The sequence below is a fragment of the Burkholderia humptydooensis genome (assembly GCF_001513745.1).
GTDB classification, from domain to species: Bacteria; Pseudomonadota; Gammaproteobacteria; order Burkholderiales; family Burkholderiaceae; genus Burkholderia; species Burkholderia humptydooensis.
The window spans coordinates 1,060,876-1,083,824 of sequence record NZ_CP013382.1; the positions used below are offsets into that span (position 1 = coordinate 1,060,876).

Annotated in this window: 20 protein-coding genes; all 20 read right to left on the minus strand. The window is 73.4% G+C overall.

The annotated features are described in order from the left end of the window. Positions 1 to 9: 9 nt before the first annotated feature. A complete protein-coding gene (locus AQ610_RS23745; protein ID WP_006028790.1) occupies positions 10 to 2,052 on the minus strand; it encodes a hypothetical protein in 2,043 nt (680 codons plus the stop codon). Beyond that, positions 2,049 to 4,790, minus strand: a complete 2,742-nt coding sequence (locus tag AQ610_RS23750) for a putative baseplate assembly protein (protein WP_043283148.1) — start codon at positions 4,788 to 4,790, stop codon at positions 2,049 to 2,051. The genes AQ610_RS23745 and AQ610_RS23750 overlap by 4 nt, the downstream gene beginning before the upstream one ends. After that, a complete protein-coding gene (locus tag AQ610_RS23755) occupies positions 4,787 to 7,321 on the minus strand; it encodes a putative baseplate assembly protein (RefSeq protein WP_043283147.1) in 2,535 nt (844 codons plus the stop codon). The genes AQ610_RS23750 and AQ610_RS23755 overlap by 4 nt, the downstream gene beginning before the upstream one ends. Then, positions 7,318 to 7,686 carry a GPW/gp25 family protein gene (locus AQ610_RS23760; RefSeq protein WP_006028787.1) on the minus strand — a complete coding sequence of 123 codons (369 nt, stop codon included), beginning with the start codon at positions 7,684 to 7,686 and terminating at the stop codon, positions 7,318 to 7,320. The genes AQ610_RS23755 and AQ610_RS23760 overlap by 4 nt, the downstream gene beginning before the upstream one ends. A 10-nt stretch (positions 7,687 to 7,696) precedes the next feature. Then, positions 7,697 to 8,014, minus strand: a complete 318-nt coding sequence (locus tag AQ610_RS23765) for a hypothetical protein (protein WP_015602894.1) — start codon at positions 8,012 to 8,014, stop codon at positions 7,697 to 7,699. Positions 8,015 to 8,016: 2 nt separating this feature from the next. Then, a complete protein-coding gene (locus tag AQ610_RS23770; RefSeq protein WP_006028785.1) occupies positions 8,017 to 8,529 on the minus strand; it encodes a phage baseplate assembly protein V in 513 nt (170 codons plus the stop codon). After that, positions 8,526 to 9,650, minus strand: a complete 1,125-nt coding sequence (locus AQ610_RS23775; RefSeq protein WP_006028784.1) for a hypothetical protein — start codon at positions 9,648 to 9,650, stop codon at positions 8,526 to 8,528. The genes AQ610_RS23770 and AQ610_RS23775 overlap by 4 nt, the downstream gene beginning before the upstream one ends. Before the next feature lie 13 nt (positions 9,651 to 9,663). After that, the gene (locus AQ610_RS23780; protein ID WP_006028783.1) at positions 9,664 to 10,014 is read right to left on the minus strand and encodes a baseplate wedge protein 53; all 351 of its coding nucleotides are present in this window, start codon (positions 10,012 to 10,014) and stop codon (positions 9,664 to 9,666) included. Between the two features lie 97 nt (positions 10,015 to 10,111). Beyond that, on the minus strand, positions 10,112 to 10,771 hold the full coding sequence (locus AQ610_RS23785; protein ID WP_006028782.1) for a CIS tube protein: 660 nt from the start codon (positions 10,769 to 10,771) through the stop codon (positions 10,112 to 10,114). Further along, a complete protein-coding gene (locus tag AQ610_RS23790) occupies positions 10,768 to 13,572 on the minus strand; it encodes an eCIS core domain-containing protein (RefSeq protein WP_006028781.1) in 2,805 nt (934 codons plus the stop codon). The genes AQ610_RS23785 and AQ610_RS23790 overlap by 4 nt, the downstream gene beginning before the upstream one ends. Continuing rightward, complete coding sequence (locus AQ610_RS36385) at positions 13,569 to 13,742, minus strand: hypothetical protein (protein WP_156436738.1); 174 nt, start codon at positions 13,740 to 13,742, stop codon at positions 13,569 to 13,571. Before AQ610_RS36385 ends, AQ610_RS23790 begins: the two co-directional genes overlap by 4 nt. Continuing rightward, the gene (locus tag AQ610_RS23795; protein ID WP_059213589.1) at positions 13,739 to 15,004 is read right to left on the minus strand and encodes an eCIS core domain-containing protein; all 1,266 of its coding nucleotides are present in this window, start codon (positions 15,002 to 15,004) and stop codon (positions 13,739 to 13,741) included. Before AQ610_RS23795 ends, AQ610_RS36385 begins: the two co-directional genes overlap by 4 nt. After that, complete coding sequence (locus AQ610_RS23800) at positions 15,001 to 15,432, minus strand: hypothetical protein (protein ID WP_006028778.1); 432 nt, start codon at positions 15,430 to 15,432, stop codon at positions 15,001 to 15,003. The genes AQ610_RS23795 and AQ610_RS23800 overlap by 4 nt, the downstream gene beginning before the upstream one ends. Continuing rightward, positions 15,429 to 17,357, minus strand: a complete 1,929-nt coding sequence (locus AQ610_RS23805; protein ID WP_006028777.1) for an AAA family ATPase — start codon at positions 17,355 to 17,357, stop codon at positions 15,429 to 15,431. Before AQ610_RS23805 ends, AQ610_RS23800 begins: the two co-directional genes overlap by 4 nt. Then, positions 17,354 to 18,703, minus strand: coding sequence for a Pvc16 family protein (locus AQ610_RS23810; protein ID WP_045554756.1), 1,350 nt, complete (start codon positions 18,701 to 18,703; stop codon positions 17,354 to 17,356). The genes AQ610_RS23805 and AQ610_RS23810 overlap by 4 nt, the downstream gene beginning before the upstream one ends. Further along, entirely contained in the window at positions 18,700 to 19,530 is an 831-nt protein-coding gene (locus AQ610_RS23815) for a hypothetical protein (RefSeq protein WP_144411903.1), read from the minus strand. Before AQ610_RS23815 ends, AQ610_RS23810 begins: the two co-directional genes overlap by 4 nt. Next, complete coding sequence (locus AQ610_RS23820) at positions 19,530 to 20,267, minus strand: hypothetical protein (protein ID WP_043283141.1); 738 nt, start codon at positions 20,265 to 20,267, stop codon at positions 19,530 to 19,532. Before AQ610_RS23820 ends, AQ610_RS23815 begins: the two co-directional genes overlap by 1 nt. A gap of 43 nt (positions 20,268 to 20,310) precedes the next feature. Next, the gene (locus tag AQ610_RS23825) at positions 20,311 to 20,835 is read right to left on the minus strand and encodes a phage tail protein (RefSeq protein WP_006028772.1); all 525 of its coding nucleotides are present in this window, start codon (positions 20,833 to 20,835) and stop codon (positions 20,311 to 20,313) included. A 33-nt stretch (positions 20,836 to 20,868) separates the two neighbouring features. Next, complete coding sequence (locus tag AQ610_RS23830) at positions 20,869 to 22,350, minus strand: phage tail sheath family protein (protein WP_009915283.1); 1,482 nt, start codon at positions 22,348 to 22,350, stop codon at positions 20,869 to 20,871. 22 nt (positions 22,351 to 22,372) lie between these two features. Beyond that, complete coding sequence (locus AQ610_RS23835; RefSeq protein ID WP_006028770.1) at positions 22,373 to 22,762, minus strand: hypothetical protein; 390 nt, start codon at positions 22,760 to 22,762, stop codon at positions 22,373 to 22,375. Positions 22,763 to 22,949 lie beyond the last annotated feature (187 nt).

Consider the following 22,949-nt stretch of genomic DNA (forward strand, 5'->3'; position numbering starts at 1 on the left):
TTCTCCGCATCAAGTCACATAAAAGAGGCCTGCATGCAGCCCGAAACGCAGGTATTCGTCGAGCCGGAGCCGCAGATTCGTCTCGCGCTGCGGCTGGAACAGCGCATGCAGCGCGCCCATTTCGCCGCCGTCGTCCGCGCCTTCGCGGATCGCGCGATCGGTCGCGCGGCGCAACTGCATGTAGGCGGGCTCGCCGTAGCGCAGCGACGCGAAATGCGGCAGCGCGTCCGGATGCGCGTCGTCGGGCACGCAGCGGTAGCGGCGCGGCGCGATCGAGCCGCGCGGCACGTAGCTGAAGCGCACGCAGCCTTCCTGCCGGCGCTCGGCGTCGACGCGGCCCGCGAACAGGCAGTTCGACGCGAGCGACAGCAGCCGCGCGTGCAGCGTGCCGAGCACGGTGCTGTCGGTGATCCGCAGCTCGCCGCCCGGCTGGCCGGCGGCGTCGGCCGCGTACGCGGCGTGCGTCGCGGCGCCCGCGTCGACGATGCTGTCGGTGATCGTCGCCTGCGCGCCGGCCACGATCCGCAGCGCGCCGACGATGCAGCGCTCAAGCGTCACCGTCGCGAACGGATGCTCGACGACGAGGCTCGGCGCGCCCGGCGACGCGGCGCGGCCGTCGGGCGCGAGCGCGAGGCCCGGCACGAGCGTGCAGTCGCGCAGCACGAGCTCGCGCGGCTCGTCGTCGGGCGCGGCCGCGAGATGCAGCGCGCCGCCGCTGATCACGAGCCCGTCGAGCACGAGCCGCCCGCGCGCGCCGATCGCGAGCGCGATGTCGCCGCTCGCAGCCAAGAGCGGCCGCGCGCCGCTCTTCGCGGCGACGACGACCTGATGGCCCGGCGCGCCCGCGGCGAGCGCCGGATCGACCTTGAACGCGGGCGTTTGCGCGTAAGTGAGGCTGTCTTCGACGAGCAGCCTGCCGCCCGCCGAGATCGCGTCGAGCCGCGGCTGCAGCGCCGCGCCGCCGCTGGCCGTGCGCTGGGCCGCGAGATCGCCGCCGTCGGGCGCGCGCGCGTATTCGCCGCCGCCGATCTCGCGCGCCTGCGCGTAGCGGAACGTCGCGGCGAGCGGCCCGTCGCCCGCGCTGCCGAGCAGCACGCGGCCGCGCTCCGGATCGATGCCGATCGTGCCCGCGGCGAGCGACGCCTCGTGGTTCCAGCCGGTCACGTTGCCGCCGCTGTCGACGATGTCGCGCAGGTCGGCGATGCGGATCGCGGCGACCGGCACCGGCGTGCCGTCCGGCTTCGACAGCAGCAGGCTGCGGCCGGCGCCGTAATCGTCGAGCCGGCCCGCGCGCGCGGCGAGCGCGAGCGCGCGCACGCGCAGCGCGTCGGGCACGTCGAGCGGCCCGGCGAGACGATCGGTGTCCGCTTCCGTGCGCGCCTGACGGAACAGGCGCAGATCGGCGCCGAGCGGATTCACGCGGAACTTGCGCTTCGACGCGTCGCCCGGATGCGGCGTCAGCGGCACCGCGGTGAGCGGCAGCGGTTCCAGCCGCCACAGGAAGAGCGCGACGTTCGGAATGTTGTAGCGGCCCGCGCCGCTCTCGGGGCGGCGCATCTCGGCGAGATGCGCGACCGCGTCGAACGCGGTGTCCCGCCGCAGCATCCGGCCGGGGTCGCGCACGGGCGGCGTCGCGGGCGCGTCGAGCCGCACGTGCTTCATGTACTGCGACGTCGCGAGCCGCTCGAAGCATTCGAGCGCGTGCGCGGGCCAAGCGGTGACGTCGCGCGCGAGCGTTTCGAGCGCGAGCGCCGTGCCCTTGCGGCGGCGCATCCGGATCGTGTTCGCGACCTCGGCGCGCGGCGACGCGATGCGCGGCGCGACGCCGTGCAGCGGCCGATAGCCGACGATGTCGCCGATGTACGGCGCGACCCAGTCGGCGCAGGTCTCGATGAACTGGTCGTCGTAGAGCTGGTCGAGGTTCTCCTCCAGCGCGGCGAATTCGTGCGCGAGCGCGGCGAGCAGCGCGTACAGCGGCTTGCCGCGGGTTTCGTCGCGCAGCCGGTAGACGGCGGGCAGCAGCGCATACAGGCGCTCGGCGGTGAGACTCACGGCATCACCTCCAGTTGGTCGAACGGGGCGGGGTCGAGCGTCAGCAGTTCTGCGGGCAGCGCGATGCCGTCCTGCACGCGCGCCGTCGCGGCGAGCAGCCGCGTCTGCTTCGCGGGCGCCGCGCCGCGATAGAGCCGCGTGACGTCGACCGCGACGACGCCGGGCACGCGTTGCGCGACGGCGATCAGCCCGGAGAGCTGCACCGGCTGCGCGAGCTCGCGCGCATCGAACGAGCACGCCGCGCGCAACGCCGCTTCGACGGCGGCGAGCACTTGCGGCGCGTCGTAATCCGGATCGCGCTTGATCGCGAGGCCGAGCCTGAACGTGACGAGCGCCGCGCCGAGCAGCCGCACGCTCACGTGCGGATCGCCGCTCGCCACGAGCGCCGCGAGCAGGTGGCGCCAGACGGTGCTCGACGGCGACAGCGCCGCGCCGTCGGGGCCCGCGATCGTGATCGCGATCGTCGCGCCGTGCGGCAGCGGCAGCACGCGCGCCTGCGCCTTCGCGACGCCGCTGAACGCGCGCGCGTAATCCTCGTAGTCGACGAGCGACACCGCGCGGCCGAGCGTGCGCGTCGCGAGCGGCATGTTGCGCCGCGCGGCGTCCGCGCTCTCGGGATCGGTGCCGCCTTCGGCCGCGCGCGGATTGCCGACGCTCCTCACGCCGAGCGGGCGGCTCATCAGTTGCGTGAGCGTATCGGCGCGGACGTTGCCCGCCGCGCCGAGGCCCTTGCGGTAGCTCGCCCGCACGTTGTTCACGCCGCTCGGCAGCCGCGCGCCGCGCAGGCCGTCGCCGAACGCGACGAACGTGCGGCCCTGCTCGTCGGTGTTCAGCGCATAGGCGCGCTCGGCCGCGCCCGCGCCGAACAGCGTCGCGCGCTCGTGCCACGCGACATCGCCGATCCGCACGGCGAGCGCGGCCGCCGCGCCGATCTCGTTGGCCGCCGCGCGATAGGTGAGCGGGGCCTGCTTCAGCTCGAACCGCTGGAACGCCTGCGACGCGTCGCCCGCGCCCAGCACCTGCGCGACCGTCTCGCCGTGCGACGCGAGCGCGACATTGCCGTGCACGACGACGCTGTCGCGCGCGAGCGCATCGGCGAGCGGCGGCGCGATTTCCAGGATGCAGCGCGCGCCGTCGATCCGGTGCGCGGCGACGAGCGTCGCGTGCACGACGACTTTCGCGCCGTCGCGCACGCGCGTGCCGAGCACGACGAGCCGGCGGCCGGGCAGCAGGCCGTCGGCGCTCGCGGCAACCGGCACGCGCGCGCCGCCGACGTCGCCCGTCACCGGATGGTCGGCCGGAACGAGCGGCTCGGACTGCACGAACACGGCCGTGTCGCGCACGTGCCATTTGAAGCGCGCGTAGTTCGCGCCGCGCAGCGCGAGCCGCGTGACCTTGCCCGACAGCGCGAACTCGGCGCGCGACACGTCGTCGGCGGCGTCGATCGCGAACAGCTCGACGAAGCCGCGCGCCCGCGCGCCCGTGCGCGAGAAGCGCGCGCCCGTCGCGGCGGCGGCGGCGGGGTCGATCGCACCCGCGCCGGCGAGGCCGCCGCCGCCCGCGCGCAGGATGTCGCGCGCGGCGCCGGCCGTGACGCGCCACCCGCCGGAGCCGGCGGCCGCGCCCGTCGACGGCGCGGCGCGGTGGTAGTCGCCGAGCGCGAGCACCGCGTAGCGGCCGGTCCTGCCCGGCACGGCCTGCGCGGCGACGGCGTCGAGATCGACGCTCCCGTCGCCCGCCGGCGACAGCACGAAGTTCGGCCAGTCGCCGCGATCCTTGCGGCCGCCCAGGTAGCCGGTGCGGAAGTCGCCGCTCATGCTGCGCCACATCGGCGCGTTGTGCCCGAACACCGCCGCGCGCTTGCGCAGCGCATACAACCGCGCGTGGGCCGGCATCTCGCCCAGGCCGTGCGTCCAGCCGATCCGCGTGCGGTCGTGGTCCGCATCGAGCGCGACGTCGTCGAGAATCCGGAAGTCCCAATGGCGGCTCGCCGGATCGCGGTCGAATTCGTCGCCGACGAACAGCACCGCGTCGCCCGGCTTCAGGTCGTTGCGCACGCCGGCCAGATACGCGATCGTGTCGCCGCGCCTCGGCCGTCTCGGCCGCGCCATCCACGGCCGCATCGCGTTCCATTCGGGGCGCGCGTCGACTGCCTCGAGCGTCTCGAACGTCTGCGGCGTCTCGTTCGGGCCGGGCACGCTCTGCACCTTCAGGCCCGCGTCGAGCGTCACGCGCGACGGCACGCCGGTCACGAAGCTGCCCGGCTCCGGCGCGAGCGTCGGCGGCGGCGCGGGCGGCGTGTCGAGCGCGAACGCGAGCCACGTCTCGGCGGCCACGCCGGGGCGCAGCCGGTAGCCGATCAGCTTGCTCATCTCCTGCAGCGATACGCGCTCGGTCGCGGTGCGCAGATACGATTCGTTCGCGATGCGCTCCTGGTAGAACGTGAGCACGTCGGCCGCGCAGGCGAACGCGTCGATCAGGCCGATCGTGAAGTCGTCGTCGTCGCGCGTGCGCAGCGCATGCAGCGCCGGCAGCGCCGCCTGCGACAGCGCCGCGTGCAGGCTGTCGCGGAACTGCGCGTGGTCGCCGATCCGGTACGCGATCGCCGACAATCCGTCGCGGTTCGCGAGCCCCTGCGGGGTGTCGGCCGCCGTGCCCGCGCAACAGCCGCAGCATTCGCTGCCGGGCGGTTGCGGGCTCGCCCGCGGCTTCGGCTCGGGTAGGGGGAGCGGGTTCATTTGCCGCCTCCGGCAGAGATCGCGAGCCGCCCGCGCTCGGGGAAGTTCGGATCGTTGGCGAGTTGCGCGATCTCCAGCGCGCCGATCGCGACGACGCCCTGGTCGAGCGTGGTCGGATCGGGGTGGATCAGGCGCTGGAAGGTGTCCGCCCGCACCGCGTCGACGCCCTCGACGGCCTGCGCGGCGGCGACGACGCGGCTCAGGTACACGTCCTGCGCGAACGTGAAGTTGTCCGGATGGAACACGCCGAGCGTGCCGTCGGCGAGCACGCCGCTCGACAGCGCGCGCTGCACCGCGTGCAGCACGTCGGCGCGGAAATAGCCGGGATTCACGCAGACGTGCAGCGCGACGTCGAGCGGCACGTAGATCGGCGCGTTCACGTCGAGGTCGTAGCCGGCCATCCGGAAGCGTTCCAGATGGCGGCGCAACTGCGTCCTGAACGCCGCGTCGACGTCGCTGCCGCCTGAGCGGTCCGCGGTGACGAACACCGTGTGCCAGCTTCCGGTCCAGCGCAGCGTCGCGGCGGCGCGCGGCACGTCGGCGCGCAGCTCGGCGGCGGCCGCGTAGTCGGCCGGCGTGACCGCGCGCTGCTGCGTGCGGAACGCCTGCGGCGCGTCGCGGCGCGCGGCCTCGATGCTCTCCGGCTCGACGCCGCCCGCCGCCGGCAGCGGATTGCGCAGCGCGGCGAACACGCCGCTCGCGTGCGTGACGACGTGCGCGATCGCTTCCGCGCCGACGTTGCCCGCCGTGCCGTTGCCGACGCGGTACGTCGCGCGCAACGACGTGCCCGGATCGGGCCGCTTGCCGTTCGCGCCGTCGCCGAAGCGCACGCGCGCGCGCGCGTCGTCCTCGATCTCGACGACGAAATCGGCCGCCGTGGCCGCGCTGTCGAGCAGGTCGCGCTGGGCGGTCCACGGCTGCGACGCGCCGTCGACGAGCGCGATGCGCGGCGTCGCGTCGCGCGGCCGCGCGGACAGCAGCGCGCTTGCCGGCCACCATGCGGCGTTTGGCGCGATCGTCACGTCGAGCATCGCGGCGAGATCGAAGCCGTGCGTGAGCGGCGCTTGCGCGAGCGCCGGGCGAAAGCGCGGCGGCACGGGCTGCGGCGCCGCGCGATCGCAGCAGCCGGTGGGCGCGGCGGGCGCGAGCGTGAGCGCGGTGTCGGCCGGCACCGCGCCGATCGCCTCGCCGGCGATCGTGCGGCCGTGATCGGCGAGCACGACGTTGCCGCGCGCGACGCTCACGTCGAGCCCCGGCCGCTCATGCACCGAGACGCACAGCGGGAACGGCAGCGCATCGGCCGCGTCCCACGCGAGTTCGGTGATGTCGAGCGGCGCGTCGACGGGCGGCTCGTCGAACAGGCGTCCGGACGGATCGGTCGTTTGCGTCGCCTGCGTGAGCCGCACGATCCAGCGGTGCGTGCGGTCCGCATCGTCGGCGGCGAACGTGGTCGGGCTCACGACTTCCTCGAACATCAGGAAATCGCCCGCCTTCAGCGGCGGATGGCCGCGCAGCGTCGCGCGCGTCGCGCCGCGCGTCATGCAGCACGCGGCGTCGCCCCACGTGTAGAGCGGCAGCGTGTTCAGCCTGTCGTCGAGCGTCGCGTCGCGCGCGGTCTCGAACACGAGCGCGCCGGCGTCGAGCGCGTCGGCGAGCGCGCGGCTGTCGGGCGCGACTTCGGTCGCGAGCGCGGGCGCGCGCGTGAGCAATGGCGTGCCGGCCGGCAGCGGCACGCCGCGGCCGACGACGCCGACGTGCACGAACGCGCGCGCATTGCAGCCCTCGTGCAGCAGATAGTCGACGAGCCGCGCGTGGCGGCGCACCGACACGCGCCGCCGCGCCGTGGCGAGATACGCTTCGTTCGCGATCGCGTCCTGCCGGTACGACAGGTTGTCGGCCGCGTATGCGAGCAGCTCGACGAGCATCACGCCGAGATCCGCGGCCGAGCGCTCGGTCCAGCCGGGCGCGAGCAGGCTCAGCCGGTCGAGCATCAGCCGGCGCAAGCCGTCGTAGTCCTTCGCGAGATAGTCGATGTCGGGCTGCGCGCGCGGCGTGGGCGGGCACGCGCGCGGCGCCGCGCAGTCGAAATCCGACCGGCATTCGACCTTGAACGAGAACGCGATGCGCGCGAGCCGCGGATCGAAGCCGGCGGGCGGATCGCTCGCGCCCGTGTTCGCGACGATCGACAGGGTGTAGCGCGAATGGTCGCCGCTGCCGTCGGTGCGCACGACGAGCGTGCGCGGCAGGTCGTCGACGGTGTCGACGAGGCCCGCCTCGGCCTGCGGCGGCAGCGCGTTCGCCGGCGAGCACCATTCGATGCCGACGGTGCGGATGCGCTCGCCGCCGTCGATGCGCAGGTTCTGCGGCTTGAGCGTGAAGCCCGCGCGCAGCAGCCGCACGAACAGCGTGCGCTGGCGTTTCACGCCGGGCGGCGCCGCGCGGTCGAGCACCTCGACGAACTCGATCGCGTTCGCCGAGCCGCTCGTGCGCAGCACGTCCAGGCGCCGGGCGTCGCAGCAGTGGAACATCATGATGCCGCTCCCGGCGCGGTGAAGCGCGCGCTGTGCGTGCTGCGATCGAGCAGCACCGTGTAGCGGAGCTCGACGCGCAGCGCGCCGTCGTCGTTGAGCACGTCGACCGACTGCACGGCGACGAGCCCCGCGAGGTACTGCTGCAGCGCGGCCTGCACGAGCATCTGCGTGGTCGCCGCGAGCGTCGTGCTGTTCGGCTCGAACACGAGCGCGAGCAGCCCGCTGCCGAAGTCCGGCCGCATCACGCGCTCGCCGGGCGCGGTGAAGAGCACCTGCTCGATCAGGTCGCGGATGTGATCGTCGCGCGCGGCGGCCGCGGTGCGGCCGAGCGCGTCGAAACGGTACGGGAAGGCGAGATCGGTCATGGGAGCCTCCTCACGTCGCGAGCACGCGCGTCTGCGCGGCGACGGGCATCATCGGCGTGCCCGTGGGGATGCAGCTCGACGCGCCCGCCATCGTCGCGACGGGCACGCCGCCCGCCAGCACGCGCGCGGCGCCGGCGAGCCACTGGCCGGTCGCGCACGGCGGGTTCGGCGAGCCGGTGAGCGCGCACGCGGCGATCGCATACGGGCACGCGATCGTCACGGCGGGCTGCCCGGACAGCAGCACGCGCGGAAACGGCGACAGCGGGCTCGCCTGGCCGGCGTGCGCGCACAGCACGCTGGCGCCGAGGTGGAGGATGGGCGCGGGCATCGCTACACCACCGTCAGCGCGCCGAGATTGACGTCGACGCTCGGGCCGGTCATGTTGATCACCGCGCCCTTGCCGTTCGAGATGATGATCCCCACGTCGCTCACGGAGATCATCGCGCCGGTGGTCGTCTGGATCAGGATGCCGCCCGTCGGGCCGGGCACGTCGCTGATCACGAGGCCGTTCTTCAGCGGCGTCTGGATCGTGAAGCCCGTCACGCCGGGCGGCACCGCGTGCGCGAGGAGCGGCACTTCGGCCGCGGTGCCCCAGTAGCCGCCGACCCAGATCGGATAGTCGGGGTCGCCGCGCTCGAACTCGATCCACACGCCCGCGCCGATCATCGGCACCGTGAAGAAGCCCGTGTTGATCCCGGCGGCCGGCACGCACGGCATCGCCCACGTGCCGGGCACGAAGCCGGCGAGGTCGGGCACCATCACCTGGACGCGGCCGATCTGCATCGGATCGACGTTGTTCGCGACCGTGCCGCGGTACTTGCCGAAAAGAGGCGCGCTGCTCATGTTGGCACCGACGGAAAAGTGGAGACGAGCCCGTTGCGCGCGAGCGAGAAGCTCTGCTTGTACGAGCCGCGCTCGATCTCGTGCGTGACGCGCTTCACGTAGTAGAGGCCGTCGAACGGCACGCCCGCGCCGCGCACGCCGACGAGCGAGCGCGATTTGAGGAGCCGCCCGTATTTCGCGACGTCGAGCTTGCCGGTGCCGAACACCGAATCGCTGTTGCGGCTCGCGTACGCGAGCCCGGCCATCAGCGCTTCCGGCGCCGACAGGTGCGCGGTGGCGTCGAGCTTCTCGATCTTCGGCGGCAGCGGCGGCACGAGGCCGAGCGGCGGAGCGAGCGGCGTGACGTCGGGGATCGGCACGGGAATCGGCACCTTCGTCGTGCTCTCCTGGAAGAACACGATCGGCATCGACTTGCGCTCCTTGTCGAACGTGAAGGAGAGGCTCTCGACATTGGTCTGCGCGTCCATGCCGGTCGTGAGCGCGGGCTGCGGATCGCCGACGCGGATCTCGGGCCCCCAGTAGGCCTTCGACGTGCCGGGCCCGGGCCCCGGCTCCAGATAGAACACGTAGCCGGCTTCGCCCGCGAGGCGCTTCACGTATGCGTAGTCGCTGCCGCGCTGCTGCGGGATCTTCTGGATCGGCAGCGGGGGAATGTCGAGGATGCTCGGGATCACGATTGGAATCACGCCGAGCGCCGCGTATTTCGCGAGGCACAGCAGCACGCGCGCCGACGGCGGCATCGCGGGAAACGGGATGCCGGGCAGCTCGATGACGTCCATCAGCGCGGACAGGTCCTTGCCCTTCACGACGAGCTTGCCGACGCCGCCTTCGCCCGGCTGCGTCTCGACGTTCGTCGTCACGCCGTCGATGATCGACTGCGCGCGCCCGTTGATCGTCACGACGAGCACGACGCGCATCAGCGGCAGGCTGCCGCCGCCCGTCAGCAGGAACAGCGTGCGCAGCGGCGAGCGGGCGGGCAGCTCGAAGGTCAGCTCGAAGCCGCTTTGCGCATCGCCCGAGCCGTCCTCGACGCGTGCCTGCACGAGCGCCTGCAGCACGTCTTGCGGCGCGGGCGCCGGCACGGGGCCGATCAGCAGCGACAGATTGACGGCATTGCGCATGATGGCGTGCGTCCTACAGGCCCGGCGGCAGCGGCAGCGCGATGCGCGCGCCGAGCGTGTCGGTGAGCTCGAACGGATCGGTGAGCGCGTTCGCGTCGGCGATGCGCCAGTAGAGCGCGGCGTCGCCGTACGCCTGCGCGGCGAGCGTGTCCGGCCGCTCGCCCGCGCGCACGATGTGCTCGGCGGCGATCGCGATGTCGCGCCGCTGCGCGATGAAGCGGCGGCGCAGGTACGGCACGCCGGGCTCGCCCGGCTCGCGTGCATAGCGGGCGATCGCGACGCCCGCGTAGCGGCTCGTCGGCGCGAACGGGCTCGACGGGATCGCGCCCGCGTCGATCAGCAACTGGACGGGATCGGTCGTCATGGCCGTGCTCGCCGGGTTGCGCCGCGCATGCCGCCGGTCCGCTCGCGAACGGGCGAGCGAAGGGCGCGCGGTGGGCGTAGAGCGCGTGAGGATCGTTTCATGGCAGGTTCCCGATGCCTAGCGACGTGAGGGTCGCGCTGCCCGCCTTGTCGGCGAGCGCCTCCCGCGTGCGCAGGTGACTGAGGAAGATCGTGCCGCCCTTGTGCGTGAAGCCGAGATCGTCGGTGCTCATCACGCGCAGGCCGAGCGAGACTTTCGCGCGCAGCGGATTGAGCGCCGGGTCGAACGCTTCCTCGGCGATCGACAGCTCGGTCACGCGCACCGGCACGACGCGGCTCTTGCTCCAGACGAACAGCGCGAGCGGCGCTTCGGGCGGAATGATCTCGAGCGTGCCGTTCGCGGTTTGCGACGCGACGTTCAGCAGTTCGTCGACGCTCGGATTCACGAGCGCCTCCAGCGCGGCGAGCTGCGGCGCGATGCCGAACGCGACCGCGTTCGCGTGGCTGTCGGGGAATTCGAGCTGATCGGTCGCGTCGATTTCGGCTTCGACGCGCAGGCTCTCGATCGCCGGCCCCTTGAGCCGGAACGGTTGCGCGCGCTCGCCGCCGCCGTCGCCGCCGACGCCCTGCACCTGATAGCTGCGCGTGAGCGTGTCGGGGTTGTACTGCAGCGCGATCGTGCGCCGCACCGCGCCGCCGCCGGGAGCGAGGATCACGAGGCCGCCCTTGACGAGCCTGGGGGAGAACGGGGTGGTCATGTGGCCTCCCCGGCGGCGAGCCGATCGGCGTCGCGCCAGATGTCGTTCCAGTCGTTCACGATCTGGGCGACGGTGACGATCGCCATGCCGAGCGAGATCAGCTCGCCGAACGGCAGCGGACCGTCGGCGGCCGACAGCGCCGCCGCGAGTGCGCCGCGCAGCGCGAAGCGCGTCGCCACGACGCGCCAGAAGTGCGGCCACAACGCGCGTCCGGCGACTGCCGCGACGCCGACCGCGACGGCGCCCGCGCCGACCGCCACGGGGGACGGCACCGAGACGCGCAGCCGCTCGCGCTCCGTATCGCGGCGAACCTGCGGAACCGGCACGGGCACCGGCTGGCCGGACGTGCGCAGCGAGTAGGCGAGGAGCCCCGCCGTGCACCATGCGGTGCGCAGTTCGACCGTGACTCCTGGCACGCTGAGCGTCATCTGCGGCGGCGAGTACGCGCTCTCCGGCATCGGCGTGACGACGCGGATGCCCTGCGCCGCGCGCCAGGCCGTCTGCTGCGGATCGCGCGCGTTGCCCTGGTCGATGTAGCGCAGTTCCTGTTCCTCGCCGTCGACGAGGCAATTCACGTGGGCCGGCTTGATCTCGGCGACCTGCAGCACACCGGCCGGCGTCTGGCGCGCCAGGTCGGGGAAGCCGGTGCCCGATGCGCCGCCGGTGATTTGCGGGTCGATGATTTTGTCGTCGCCGCCGCACAGAGCCTGCGAGCGAAGCGGTGCGGCCGACGCGCCGGGAATCGCGACGCCGCGTGCGCCGGCGACCGTCGTGCTGAAATGCGCGGCGAGCGCGCGATGGACCGCCGATCCGGGCACGGCGCTCACGCTCGGCGCGCGAAGCAGATCGGCGCAGCCGTCCAGTGATCGCCTGACGACGGGGCTGCCGCTGTTGCGTTGCTGAAGGACGTGTGCGAGCTCGTGAGCGATGAGATGCCGTCCTGCGCGCGTGCCGGGCGCGTATCGTCCGGCCGCAAAAACGACGTGACGGCCCGACGTGTAAGCCTGCGCGCCCACGTCGCGTGCCGATCGATGCGCGTGGGCGTCGTCGTGCACGCGCACGTCGAGGAAGCCGTGGCCGAAGCCGCGCTCCATGTCGCGGCGCACCGCCGGCTCGAGCGGCCGCCCGCCGCTCGCGAGCGCGCGCCCGACGCTCGGCGGCGCCGACCGGATCGCGCCCGTGCCGTTGCCGCTCGCGCGTTGCACGCTCACCGGCGCATCGCTCACCGGCGCATCGCTTGCGGCATCGCTTGCGGCATCGGGCGCGGACGATGCGATCACGCGATCGGCGATGCGATCGGCCTCGCGCTCGAGCGGATCGTCGACCGAGCCCACCGCGAGCTTGGCCTGCACCGCCGGCGCGCTGCCGTCTTCGTTCGCCGGCTGGTCGGCGTCGGGGGCGGCGTCGGCGAGCTCGGGCGTGTCGGCGGCTTCCTCGGAGGCGGGCTCGTTGTTCGGCCCGGGGCCGTCGCCGTCCAGCGCGGACGCGGGCTCGGGCGCATCGTCGTCCGGCTCCGGGCCGCCCGCGAGCAGATCGGGCGCGGCGCCGTCGCCGGGTTCGAGCGCGGCCTTCCGGGCCGGCGCGCCTGCCTTTTTCTTCTTCTTGGGCTTTTGCTCTTTCTTCACGCTCGTTCCGTCGCAGACGTCCTTGCGGTTCGACAGCGTGTCCGTACTCTCGGTCATGTAGCACCGCGTGCCGGCCCATGTTCCGCTGACCGCGATGTCGGTCTTTTTGACGACGACGTTGTCGTGGATCAGCTCCGAGATCCCCACCGAGGTTCTCGAACAGCCGTGCGACTGGGGCGGGCTCGACGTGTTGCCGCTGTGGATCGCGATCCCCGAGCGCTGGAAGTAGCTCGGGTTCTTGGCCGACGGATGGCCGGCGAGCGCGCAGCCGGTGTCGAAGACTTTCCACGTGTCGCCTTTGGGCGTGCACAGGCTGCCCGACGTCTGGCTCGTCTTCTCGTCGTTGCAGTCGACGCAGCATTTGCCCGCGCCCGGCGAAATGTCGTGCTTGCCGCCGTTGCTCTTGCTGAGCGCGGGCTCCTTCGCCGGATCGTTCCATTCGATCGACAACTGGTTGCTGCCGACATCGACGTTGACCTTGGTGATCCAGTTGTCCTTCACCTTGCGCGAGTCCCGGCCGCAGACCTGCGGCACCGCGGCTTTCGGGGGCTTGCCGCCGCCCTTGCCCTTCGGCGCCGCGCGCACGACGGGCGTCGCCGCGCGCTGCTGAACCACGTGCGCGAGCTCGTGCGCGAGCAGGCGCCGGCCTTCGTGCGTGCCCGGCGCGTAGCGATGCGCCGCGAAGACGATGTGCCGGCCCGCCGTGTAGGCGAGTGCGTTCACGTCGTGCGCCGAGCGATGCGCGTCGGCGTCGGCGTGCACCCGCACGTCGAAGAAGTCGTGGCCGAAGCGCTGCTCCATGTCGCGGCGCACGGCCGGCTCGAGCGGCTGCCCGGCGCCCGCGAGCGCGCGCTCGACGCTCGCCGGGGACGATTGCCCGCCGGCGTGCGCGCTCGCGTCGTTCGCCGCGCGCTGCACGCCCGGCGGCGGCGCGCCGGGCGCGCCCGGCCCGGATGCGTCCGTCACCTGCTCGGCGATGCGGTCGGCCTCGCGTTCGAGCGGATCGTCGGTCGCGCCGACCGCGAGCTTCGTCTGCACGCGCTTCGCCTTGCATGCCTCGCACGTCTCGCCGTTCGTGGCGGTCGCGCCGCACGCGCATTTGCGCTGCAGCTTGTGCGGCCGCGCATGCGGCGCGCTCGCCGGATGCGCGGCCGCGCGGCTGAGCCGGGCGTTCATCGCGCGACTCCGTGCACGGCGGCCTTTCGGTGTGCAGTCATGGTTTTCGCCTCCATCGTCCGGTAGCCGAGCGCGGCGCGTGCGCGCGGCCGCTGTCCGCGACGGTTCGTTGCCTTCAGCGGCTTGCCCGCGTCGGGGCGGCGCTTCACGAGGCCGTTCGCGGCGTTCATGGCGACGCTCCCGCGCCCGCCTGCGGCGCTTCGCGGCGGCGCCGGGCCGACCCCGGCGCGCCGATCCGCTCGCGCACCAGCGCGATGAACGGCTCGGCGAGCGTCACGGTTTCGTAGTCCGCGAGCGTCGCGCTGCCCGCGTTGATGCGCCGCAGCGCCTCGTTGTAGTCGGAGATGCATTCGGCTTGCTGCTCGGCGTTCCAGTCGGACCAGTCGATGTGGTTGCGCACCGCGCTGCGCCAGTCGTATGCGGCGTTGCGCGATCGGCCCGACAGCCCGGCCACGATCTGCGGAATCAGGCTCGACGGGATGTAAGCGAGCCCGCCGTTCTGGTACTGCCACACGTGTCCCATCTCGTGCGCGAGCGTGAGCTGGCCGTTGTCGGACAACTCCATCGTGTCGCCCCTGAAATGCTCGTCCTGCAGGTTGATCGTGTTGCCGACCGTGCGCGCCGCGCCGGCCGACAGCGCGCTGCCTCGCGTGATCGTGACCTTGTCGTAGTCGACGGCGTCGTGGAAGATTTCGCGCAGGTCAGTCTTCTCCGCCGCCGTGAGGCCGCGCGAGCGCCGCGACGCCAGATCGCCGACGACCGCGCCCGCGACGAGCCCGCCGATGCCGCCGATCACCGCGCCCGCGATCGCGCCCGCCGGCCCCAGCAGGCCGCCGAGCAGGCCGAGGCCGACGCCGCCCGCGAGTGCGCCGAGCGCCCCGCCGATTCCGGCGCCGGCGAGCGACCGGTGCAGCGTCGGCGGGCCGTGCCGCGGACCGGCTTGCGACACGCGCGGCGACGCCGCGCCGCGCGTGTCGCGATGCGCGGCGCGAACGGGCGTTGCGGCGACCGCCCGCGCCGCGTGCTCGGCTTCGCGTTCCTGCGGGCTGTCGGGCGCGTCGATTCGCGCGGGCGCGTCGCGCGGCGCGTCGCGCGCGCCGTCCTGCGCGACATGGGCGAGCTCGTGCGCGAGCAGCGCGCGTCCGTCGGCCGTGTATGGCGCGAAACGCCCCGGCGCGAACACGATGTCGCGGCCGAGGCTGTACGCGCGCGCGCGCAGCGCGACGGCCGACGCGCCGGCCCGGTCGTCGGTGTGCAGGCGCACCGACGAGAAGTCGACGCCGAACTGCGGCTCGAACGTATCGCGCAGCGGCGCGGGCAGCGGTTCGCCGCGCGCGGCGGGGCGCATATCGGGGCGTGTCTGGCGATCGGGCGCGCGGGCGGTCGTTGTATCGCTCGCCGGCGGCTGGCGGCGGCGCAGGTCGAAGTTCATCGCCGTTCTCCGCCGTCGTTGCGTGGCGCGCCAGTCGACGCGGAACCGGCGCCAACGTCGTCACGCGCCGTCGCAATCGGCGGCGACGGCGGCGACGGCGGCCGCGGGAGGCCGTCCCCGGCTTGCGCAGATGACGGCGGATCGCCGCCGATCCGCGCTGCGCCCGCGGACGATGCCGGGAAGCGGTCGCCGCGCTGCGCGGGCGCGGCCGTCGTCCACGCAAGCTCGCCGAGCTGCGCGACCACCGCATCGACGATCCGCCGCGCGACGGCCGGCGCCGGCGCCGCCGCCGCGCGATCCCGCCCGGACAGCCGTTGCGCGAGCGCCGCCTGCACGTGCGCGGCGAGCCGCTCGCGCGTGAGGCCGCCGAGCGCACCGGCGTCGATCACGAGTCGGCCGATGCGCACGCTGCGAACGTCGTCGTTCATGCGCGGCCTCCTGCTGGTCCGTTGAAGCTGCGTTCGAGCTTCGCATACTCGGCGCGCGCCGCGTCCATCAGCGCGGCCTGGTCGATCGCGCCGCCGCCGCCCGCCGCCTTGAACGCGGCGTTGAGCGCGACGCTGCGAATATGGCCGCCCGCGAGGTTGAGCCGCGCGAGCGCCCCGAAATCGATCGCGCCGAGCGGCGCGGCCGCGGGGAACTGCCGCCGCCAGATCGATTCCCGCGCGGCCGCGTCCGGAAACGGGAAGTTCACGACGAAGCGGATGCGCCGCAGGAATGCGCGATCGAGCGCGCTCTTCATGTTGGTCGTGAGGATTGCGAGCCCGCGGTAGGTCTCGATGCGCTGCAGCAGGTACGCGACCTCGATGTTCGCGTAGCGGTCGTGACTGTCCTTCACGTCGCTGCGCCGGCCGAACAGCGCGTCGGCTTCGTCGAACAGCAGGATCGCGCCGCTCGTCTCCGCGGCGTCGAACAGCCGCGCGAGGTTCTTTTCGGTCTCGCCGATGTATTTGTTGACGACGCTCGACAGATCGATCCGGTAGAGATCGACGCGCGCCGCGTTGGCGATCGCCTCGGCCGCCATCGTCTTGCCGGTGCCGGATTCGCCGGCGAACAGCGCCGCGATGCCGAGGCCGCGCGTCTGCCCGCGGCCGAAGCCCCAGTCGTCGTAGACGGTCTGCCGGTCGCGCAACTGGGCGGCGATCTCGCGCAACTGGGCGGCGACGAATGGCGGCAGCACGAGGTCGTCGAATGCGGTGCGGCTGTCGATGCGCTGCGCGAGCGTGTCGAGCCCGCCGCGCGCGGCCTCGCGCAGCGCGTGCCATAGCGTCGGCTCCGCCGTGGCGTCGTCGAAGTCCGTCACCGCGCCGAGCGCCTGTTCCAGCACCGACGGATCGACGCGGAACTGCCGGATCGCGCGGCGCGCGATCGCGTGCACGTGCGCGGGCACGTCCGGGCGCAACGTCGCTGGCGCGCGCGGCACGCCAAAGCGCAGCACCGGCCGCTCGAGCGCGGCCAACGCGAGCGGCCCCGGCGCGCCGAGCACGAGCGTCGGGCCGTTCAGCCGGCCCGCGAAACCGAGCGCGGCGGCGCGATGCGACGCCTCGTCATCGTCGAGCGACACGACGACGCCGGCTTGCGACAGCACGGCCTCGCGATCGAGCCGGCGCGCGATCTCGGCCGTCTCGCGCGGATCGCCATTCACCGACGACGCGTCGACCCACAGCGTGCCGAGGCCCGCGCGGCTCAGCGCGGCGCTCGCGAGCCGCCGCCCGCCGCGCACGTGCTCGGCGTCGAGCCGGGCGTCGGCGAGCACGATCAACGCGTGCGGTTGCGCGGCGAGCGCGCGCGCGATCGAGCGGGCGAGATCCGGGTACGCGGCGTCGTCCGCGCGCTCGCCGCGGCGCGCGATGCCGGCAAGCCGCGGATCGAACGCGGCGACGCCTGTCAGCGCGTGCAGGATGCGCTCGTCGATGCGCATCGTCGCGTGCGTGAAGCTGCCGGACGCGTCGAAATCGACGAGAGACCACGCGCGCAGTGGCGCGAGCGGCGATACCGCGTCCCAGTGCGGTTGCGGCAGCAGCCGCAGCGCGAGCGCGAAGCCGACGCGCACCGGATGCCCGGCGGGCGTGCGCTGCGCGCGCGCGAGCGCGTCGCGGATCGCCGCGTCGATCTCGACGCCCGCCGCGAGCACGAGCAATTCCATCTCGAACGCCGATAGCCCGAACGACGCGGCCAGCCGCCGCGCGGCTGGCTCGAAGCCGTCGTCGGCATCGTCCGGCACGCCGTGCGCGTGCGCGGACGCATCCGCATCCTCGGCCAGCGCGTCGATGCGCGCGCGCCAGTACGCGAGCCGCGCGGACAGCCAGCGCTGGTTGCGTGCGGCCCAGTCGGCGATGTCGTGCAGGTTCATGGCACGTCGATCCGTTGCGTCGCATCGAACGCCGGCGCCGGCCCGCTGCGATCGAGCAGCACGCTGCCGGCGCCGTCCACCTCCAGGCGCAGCCAGCGCTTGCCAGTTGCCACGCTCGCGCCGGGGAACTCGAACACCAGCGGATCGTCCGCGTGCGCGCGCGGCTTCGCGACGGCCTCGACGGCGTCGAGCGCGAGCGTCGCGTCCTGTTCGAGCCGCACCTGCGGCCGCGTGTGGAGCGTCGCCGTCACGACGGCCGGCGCGCCCGCGCGCACGACGCTCGCGGCCGGCAGCGCGAGGCCCGCGTCGGCCGCGATCACGGCGGCGGGCGCGAGCACGAGCGGCACCGCGTTGGTCTCGCGCGGGTCCGTTTCGCCCGCCGGCGTGAAGCGCACGGTCAGCGACCACAGGCCGGCCGCGAACGCGCTTTGCGCGGCCGCGTCGTTCGGCAGCGCGAACGTGAGCGTCGTGCCGGCGGCGTCGAGCGCCGACGGCGCGATCTCGATCGGCGCGGCGACCATCCGGTGCACGAGCCGCACGCGATGGCCGCTGCCCGCGAGCCGCACGCCGGTGATCGTGACCGGCTCGCCGAGCCGCGCGCCGCTCTGGCCGAGCCGCGGCGCCGCGCCGAACAGCGCCGGCAGCGGCGGCAACAGGTCGGCGTGGACGACCACGCCACGGTCGCGCTGCGTGAGCGGATCGACGCGGCCGCGCGAGAGCACGGGCAGCGGCGCGCGGCCGGGCCGGGTTCCCTCGATCAGCACGACCGACACCTGATACGCGGCCGACGGCCGGTAGTGCGTCTGGATCGCGGACCACAGCTTCGACATCTCGTCGACGCCCATCGTCGCCGGCGTCACCTTGATCAACTCGACCTGGTCGGCCAGATCGGACGCGGCGAGCGCCTGGAACGCGGGCGGCAGCATGCTCACGTCGAGCGGGCTCGGATTGAGCGCGCGCCGGATCGCCGCGCGATCGAGCACCGGGCGCTCGTGCAGCAGGTGCATCGCGTAGCCGAGCAGGATCTCCGCCTGAAAATCGGCGCGGCCGTACGCGGTCAGCAGGTAGTGCAAGTCGAGCGCGAGCGGCGCGTTGGTCAGCCGCTCGCCGCTCGCGCCGCTGCGCGACGGCAGGCCCGCGTTGCGCCAGCCGGCGTTCGGCGTGACCTGATGCAGGAACAGGTTCAGGCGCGGCGGGTCCTCGGCCTTGTCGAGGTCGATCGTGTCGGGCGCGACGGCGCTCACGTGCACCGTGCTGCCGAGCGCGGCGCCGGCCTCGATCATGCCGTCGTCGAGCAGGTTGCGCAGCACCGCGCTGATCGCGCCGAGGGACAGCGGCGAGCTCATGACGATGCGCCTCCGCCTTCGCCGCCGCGCGCGCGTTCGCGTTGGCGCTGGCGCAGATAGTCGCCAAGCGGCATCGCCGGCGTCGCGCGCGGCTTCGGCGCGGGCTGCGGCGCGGCGGGCGGCGCGGCCGGCATGCGCACGTCGATGCGCTCGATGCTGACGTGGACGACGCTCGGCGCGTCGGCGCGCGTGCTCGCCGCGCGCCCGGCGACAGCCGCCGCTTGCAGCGGCGCACGCACGGGCGCGGCCGGCCACGCGGGCTCGGGCGCGACGGTGCGCGATGGGGTCTCGCGAAGTGCCGAGAGACGCGGGGTGAGAAGCGGGCCGGGAAGCGGGGCGGGAAGCGGACCGGAAAGCGGGGCGAAAAACGGGGCGGACGCGGCGTCGCGTGTCGCGGCCGAGCTTCGCGCCGATGTGGCGAGCGTATCCGTCGCGCCGGAATGCGCGATGTCCGGCGCGGCCGCGCTCGCCGCCGGATCGTGCGGCGTGCGTTCGCGCGCGAAGGCTGTTGCAAACGAGGTTTCGCGTTGCGGCGTTTGCGCGACCGCGTCGACGACGGGCGAAGCATGCGCGACCGATCGCGCGCCGGCGCCGGCGGCGTGCGCGCCGCGCGTCGCGAACGGCGTCGGCATCGGATGCCCGCGCGTCTCGTCGCCGCGCGTCGCGGGTATCGTTCGCGCATCGTCGGCGAAGGTTCCCGCGGCCCCGGCCTCGGCGGCCGCGAACCGCGACGGCAGCGCCGCGCGCACGCTGCCGGGCGCGTGCCGCGCGCCCGGCGCAAGACGCGCGAAGAAGCGCAGCGGCGCGGACGAGGGCGTGCCGGCCATCATGCCGCTCCCGCCAGTTGCAGATACGCGGCGCGGCGCGTCGGGCTCAGCGCGAGCACCTGCGCCTCGCTCCATCCGTACGCGCGCGCGAGCGCGTCGACGTCGAGCAGCAGCCGTTCGGCGCGCACCTGCAACTCGCGCCACAGCACGTCGCCGCAGTCCATGCCCGCCGACCACGACGCGCCGCACGCGGGGCAGTCGAGCTCGAAGCTCACGCTCGCGCCCGGCTCGAGCGCTTCCATCCGGCGCGACAGCGCGTCGGCGACCGTCACGGGCAGGCTCGCCGGCGCGCAGGCGCCGCCGTCGTCGCGCTCGCAGCGCGTCACGCAGCGCGCGAGCAGCGCGCGCGCGAACGCGTCGCCGTCGTCGTCACCGTCGTCGCGCGCCGCACGCGCGGCTGCGCGCAGGTCGCGCACGTCGGGGACGCGAAACTCGATCCGGTGCCCGTCGGCTTCGACGCGCTGCGGCAGCGCCGCGTCGGCGGCCGGCAGCAACTGCTGCGACAGCGCCGCGCAGTCGATCGCGAATTCGACGTCGACGCCGCACGCGGGGCACGCGCAGCGCAGCCGCTGCGCGCCGCCGAACAGCCGCGCGCGCAAGCCGAGCAGCGCCGCGTTGCGCGCGCCGAGCGACGTCGGCGGCGCAGGATCGAACGCGGCGAGCAGCGCGTCGTCGCGCGCGTCGGGCTCGCAGACGGCCGCGCGTTCCCACAGCGCGAGCAAGTCACGGGTGTTCACCGCTCACTCCTCCGGTGTCGGGGCTTTCGGCTGCGGCGGCGCGTCACGCCGGCTCCGTGAAGTTCGGCTCGCTCGGCTCGGCGATGCTGTCGTCGCGCTCCCAGCCTTCGTTCTCGAGCTTGATGTGCTGGATCGCGACCGCGTTCGCGTTTGCGTCGAGGTCGGGCAGCGCCTGGAACTCCGATACCCAGCAACGGAAGATCCGGTACGCGAGCGCGAGCTGTCCGGCCTCGTTGTAGACCTCGAGGATCAGGTCCTTGCGGAAGGTCTTCAGCGACACCTCGGCGCCGAGGCCCGAGCCGAAATGCCAGACCTTGTTCGCCCATTTCTCGAACTCGGTGTCGTGCGTGACGCCGCGCTCGAGCGTGACGGCGTCGTACTTGGTGCGCCCGGGCGATTTGCGCGACGTCGACGGATCGCCGCCTTCGCGATGCTCGACGACCTCGGTGGTGCGCTTGAGCGCCGACACCTTGCTGATGCCGGCGACGTAGCGGCCGTCCCACTTGATCCGGAATTTGAAGTTCTTGTACGGATCGAAGCGCTGCGGATTCACGGAAAACTGCGCCATGGAGCTTCTCCTCGATCAGGTGGATCGGATCGGTCAGGTGGGGATGTCGCCCGCGATCTGCTGCAACTGGAGGACCACGAACTCGGCGGGCTTCAGCGGCGCGAAGCCGACGAGTATGTTGACGACGCCGAGATTGATGTCGGCCTGCGTGGTCGTCTCGCCGTCGCACTTGACGAAGTACGCGTCGCGCGGCGTGCGGCCCTGGAACGCGCCCTGGCGGAACAGGTCCTGCAGGAACGCGCCGACGTTCAGCCGGATCTGCGCCCACAGCGGCTCGTCGTTCGGCTCGAACACGACCCACTGCGTGCCGCGGTACAGGCTCTCCTCGAGGAACAGCGCCATGCGCCGCACCGGCACGTACTTCCATTCGGAGCCGCGGTCGTTTTGCCCGTGCAGCGTGCGCGCGCCCCAGACGACGTTGCCGTACACGGGCAGCGTGCGCAGGCAGTTGATGCCGAGCGGGTTGAGCTGCCCGTTCTCGGCGTCGCTCATCGCGATCGCGAGGCCCGATGCGCCGTTCAGCGACGCGTCGCTGCCGGCGGGCGCCTTCCAGACGCCGCGCGCGCCGTCGGTGCGCGCGAACACGCCCGCGACGAAGCCGCACGGCGGGAAGCTCGCGATCGCGCCTTGCTGCAGCGGGTCGGCCGCGCGCACCCACGGGAAGAAGAGCGCGGAGTTCAGCGCGTCCGAGCCGGTGAGCGTGGTGGACACGCCCGCGCCGAGCAACGCGACCGTCGCCGTCGAATCGGCGTCGGCGATCAGGAACGCGCGGCGCTTGCGGCAGGCCGTCTGCAGCGCGGCGAGCGCGCCCGCGTCGGTCTCGCCGGGCACGCAGACGAGGTTGAAGAGATCGATGCGGTCGGTGATCGAGCCGACGCCGAACACCGCGGCGAGCGCCGCATGGAATCCCGCGGTGCCCGGCTGGAGCAGCGTGCCGTCGTCGCCGCCGCCGAGCGGCGCGGTGGCGTCGGCGGGCGTCGTGCCGCTCGCGGCGCTGACGGCGATGTAGCCCGAGCGGTCGTTGATCACGCCTTCGACGAAACGGGTGTCGCCCTTGTCCATCGATACGTTCTGGAAGCTCTCGACGATCGCATTGCCGTTCTGCTTGTCGAGCACGTCGACCGTGAAGTGCGCGTCGTCGGGCGGCTGCCGGCGCGTCGTGCGCACCGCGTAGCCGTCGCCCCACTTGCCCGGCGAGCTCGCGTGGAACGTGAGGTCGCCGATCGCGGCCGTCGACGCGAGCGCGCCCGCGCCGGCGAGCCGGACGATGTACGCGTCGCTGCCGCCGTTGTCGAAGAACTGCATGACCGCATGGCCGAGCAGCGTGCGCCGGTCGAGCCCGCCGAACGTGCGCTGGTAGTCGGCGAAGCTCGAGATGCGCACCGCGCGATCGTTGCGGCCGCGCGCCGCCCAGCCGATGAAGAGCGCGATCGACGTCGCGACGCCCGTGATCGAGCGCACGCCGCTCGGCACTTCCTCGATGTAGACGCCGGGGTAGGTGAGGGGAGAGGGCATGAGGGGCCTCCGGTGAGTCGATCTAGACCTTCGCGTCGCGCGCGACGAAGATCGTCACGTGCGCCGCCGCGGCGCCGGCATTCGAGAGCTTCAACTGCTTCGGATCGATGCCGAACAGCGCGGTCGCGCCGCCCGCGTAGAGCTGCGGCGCGTCGAGCACGACCTTGGCCGAATCGGTCGCGCCGTCGCTCGCCTTGAAGCTGAGCTTGCTGTTGTAGAGATCGGATTTCACCGCGAGCACGTGAACGTGGCCCGCGGCGCCGGGCTGGATCTGCACGACCTTGTCGGCGTCGCCGGCGTCGATCGTCACGTCGATCGTGTCGACGCCCTCGACGCTCAGGCCGTCCTGTCCCGCGTTGATCGTCGGCCCGCCCGTCACCTGCAGCGAGAGCGACCAGTTCAGATTCGCCATGTCATTTCCTTGTCAACGATGGATCGGATCTCGCGGCGAGCGGCCGCGCGCGTGACGCATGCGGCGCGATATCGGCGGCGAGGTTCGGCAAGCGCCGCAGGCCGGCGCGGCGCGGCGGCGGCATTCACGCTCGGACGCCGCATGCGCATGTGTATGCGCACGCGCGCCGGGCCGGGGCGCGTGCGTG

Excerpts from the sequence above, each read along its gene's own strand:
- AQ610_RS23810 (WP_045554756.1), bottom strand. The coding sequence starts at position 18,703 with ATGAGCTCGCCGCTGTCCCTCGGCGCGATCAGCGCGGTGCTGCGCAAC.
- AQ610_RS23765 (WP_015602894.1), bottom strand. The coding sequence starts at position 8,014 with ATGCCCGCGCCCATCCTCCACCTCGGCGCCAGCGTGCTGTGCGCGCAC.
- AQ610_RS23800 (WP_006028778.1), bottom strand. The coding sequence starts at position 15,432 with ATGAACGACGACGTTCGCAGCGTGCGCATCGGCCGACTCGTGATCGAC.
- AQ610_RS23830 (WP_009915283.1), bottom strand. The coding sequence starts at position 22,350 with ATGCCCTCTCCCCTCACCTACCCCGGCGTCTACATCGAGGAAGTGCCG.
- AQ610_RS23805 (WP_006028777.1), bottom strand. The coding sequence starts at position 17,357 with ATGAACCTGCACGACATCGCCGACTGGGCCGCACGCAACCAGCGCTGG.
- AQ610_RS23750 (WP_043283148.1), bottom strand. The coding sequence starts at position 4,790 with ATGAACCCGCTCCCCCTACCCGAGCCGAAGCCGCGGGCGAGCCCGCAA.
- AQ610_RS23770 (WP_006028785.1), bottom strand. The coding sequence starts at position 8,529 with ATGAGCAGCGCGCCTCTTTTCGGCAAGTACCGCGGCACGGTCGCGAAC.
- AQ610_RS23815 (WP_144411903.1), bottom strand. The coding sequence starts at position 19,530 with ATGGCCGGCACGCCCTCGTCCGCGCCGCTGCGCTTCTTCGCGCGTCTT.
- AQ610_RS23835 (WP_006028770.1), bottom strand. The coding sequence starts at position 22,762 with ATGGCGAATCTGAACTGGTCGCTCTCGCTGCAGGTGACGGGCGGGCCG.
- AQ610_RS23795 (WP_059213589.1), bottom strand. The coding sequence starts at position 15,004 with ATGAACTTCGACCTGCGCCGCCGCCAGCCGCCGGCGAGCGATACAACG.
- AQ610_RS23785 (WP_006028782.1), bottom strand. The coding sequence starts at position 10,771 with ATGACCACCCCGTTCTCCCCCAGGCTCGTCAAGGGCGGCCTCGTGATC.
- AQ610_RS23790 (WP_006028781.1), bottom strand. The coding sequence starts at position 13,572 with ATGAACGCCCGGCTCAGCCGCGCGGCCGCGCATCCGGCGAGCGCGCCG.
- AQ610_RS23825 (WP_006028772.1), bottom strand. The coding sequence starts at position 20,835 with ATGGCGCAGTTTTCCGTGAATCCGCAGCGCTTCGATCCGTACAAGAAC.
- AQ610_RS36385 (WP_156436738.1), bottom strand. The coding sequence starts at position 13,742 with ATGAACGCCGCGAACGGCCTCGTGAAGCGCCGCCCCGACGCGGGCAAG.
- AQ610_RS23780 (WP_006028783.1), bottom strand. The coding sequence starts at position 10,014 with ATGACGACCGATCCCGTCCAGTTGCTGATCGACGCGGGCGCGATCCCG.
- AQ610_RS23755 (WP_043283147.1), bottom strand. The coding sequence starts at position 7,321 with ATGATGTTCCACTGCTGCGACGCCCGGCGCCTGGACGTGCTGCGCACG.
- AQ610_RS23760 (WP_006028787.1), bottom strand. The coding sequence starts at position 7,686 with ATGACCGATCTCGCCTTCCCGTACCGTTTCGACGCGCTCGGCCGCACC.
- AQ610_RS23775 (WP_006028784.1), bottom strand. The coding sequence starts at position 9,650 with ATGCGCAATGCCGTCAATCTGTCGCTGCTGATCGGCCCCGTGCCGGCG.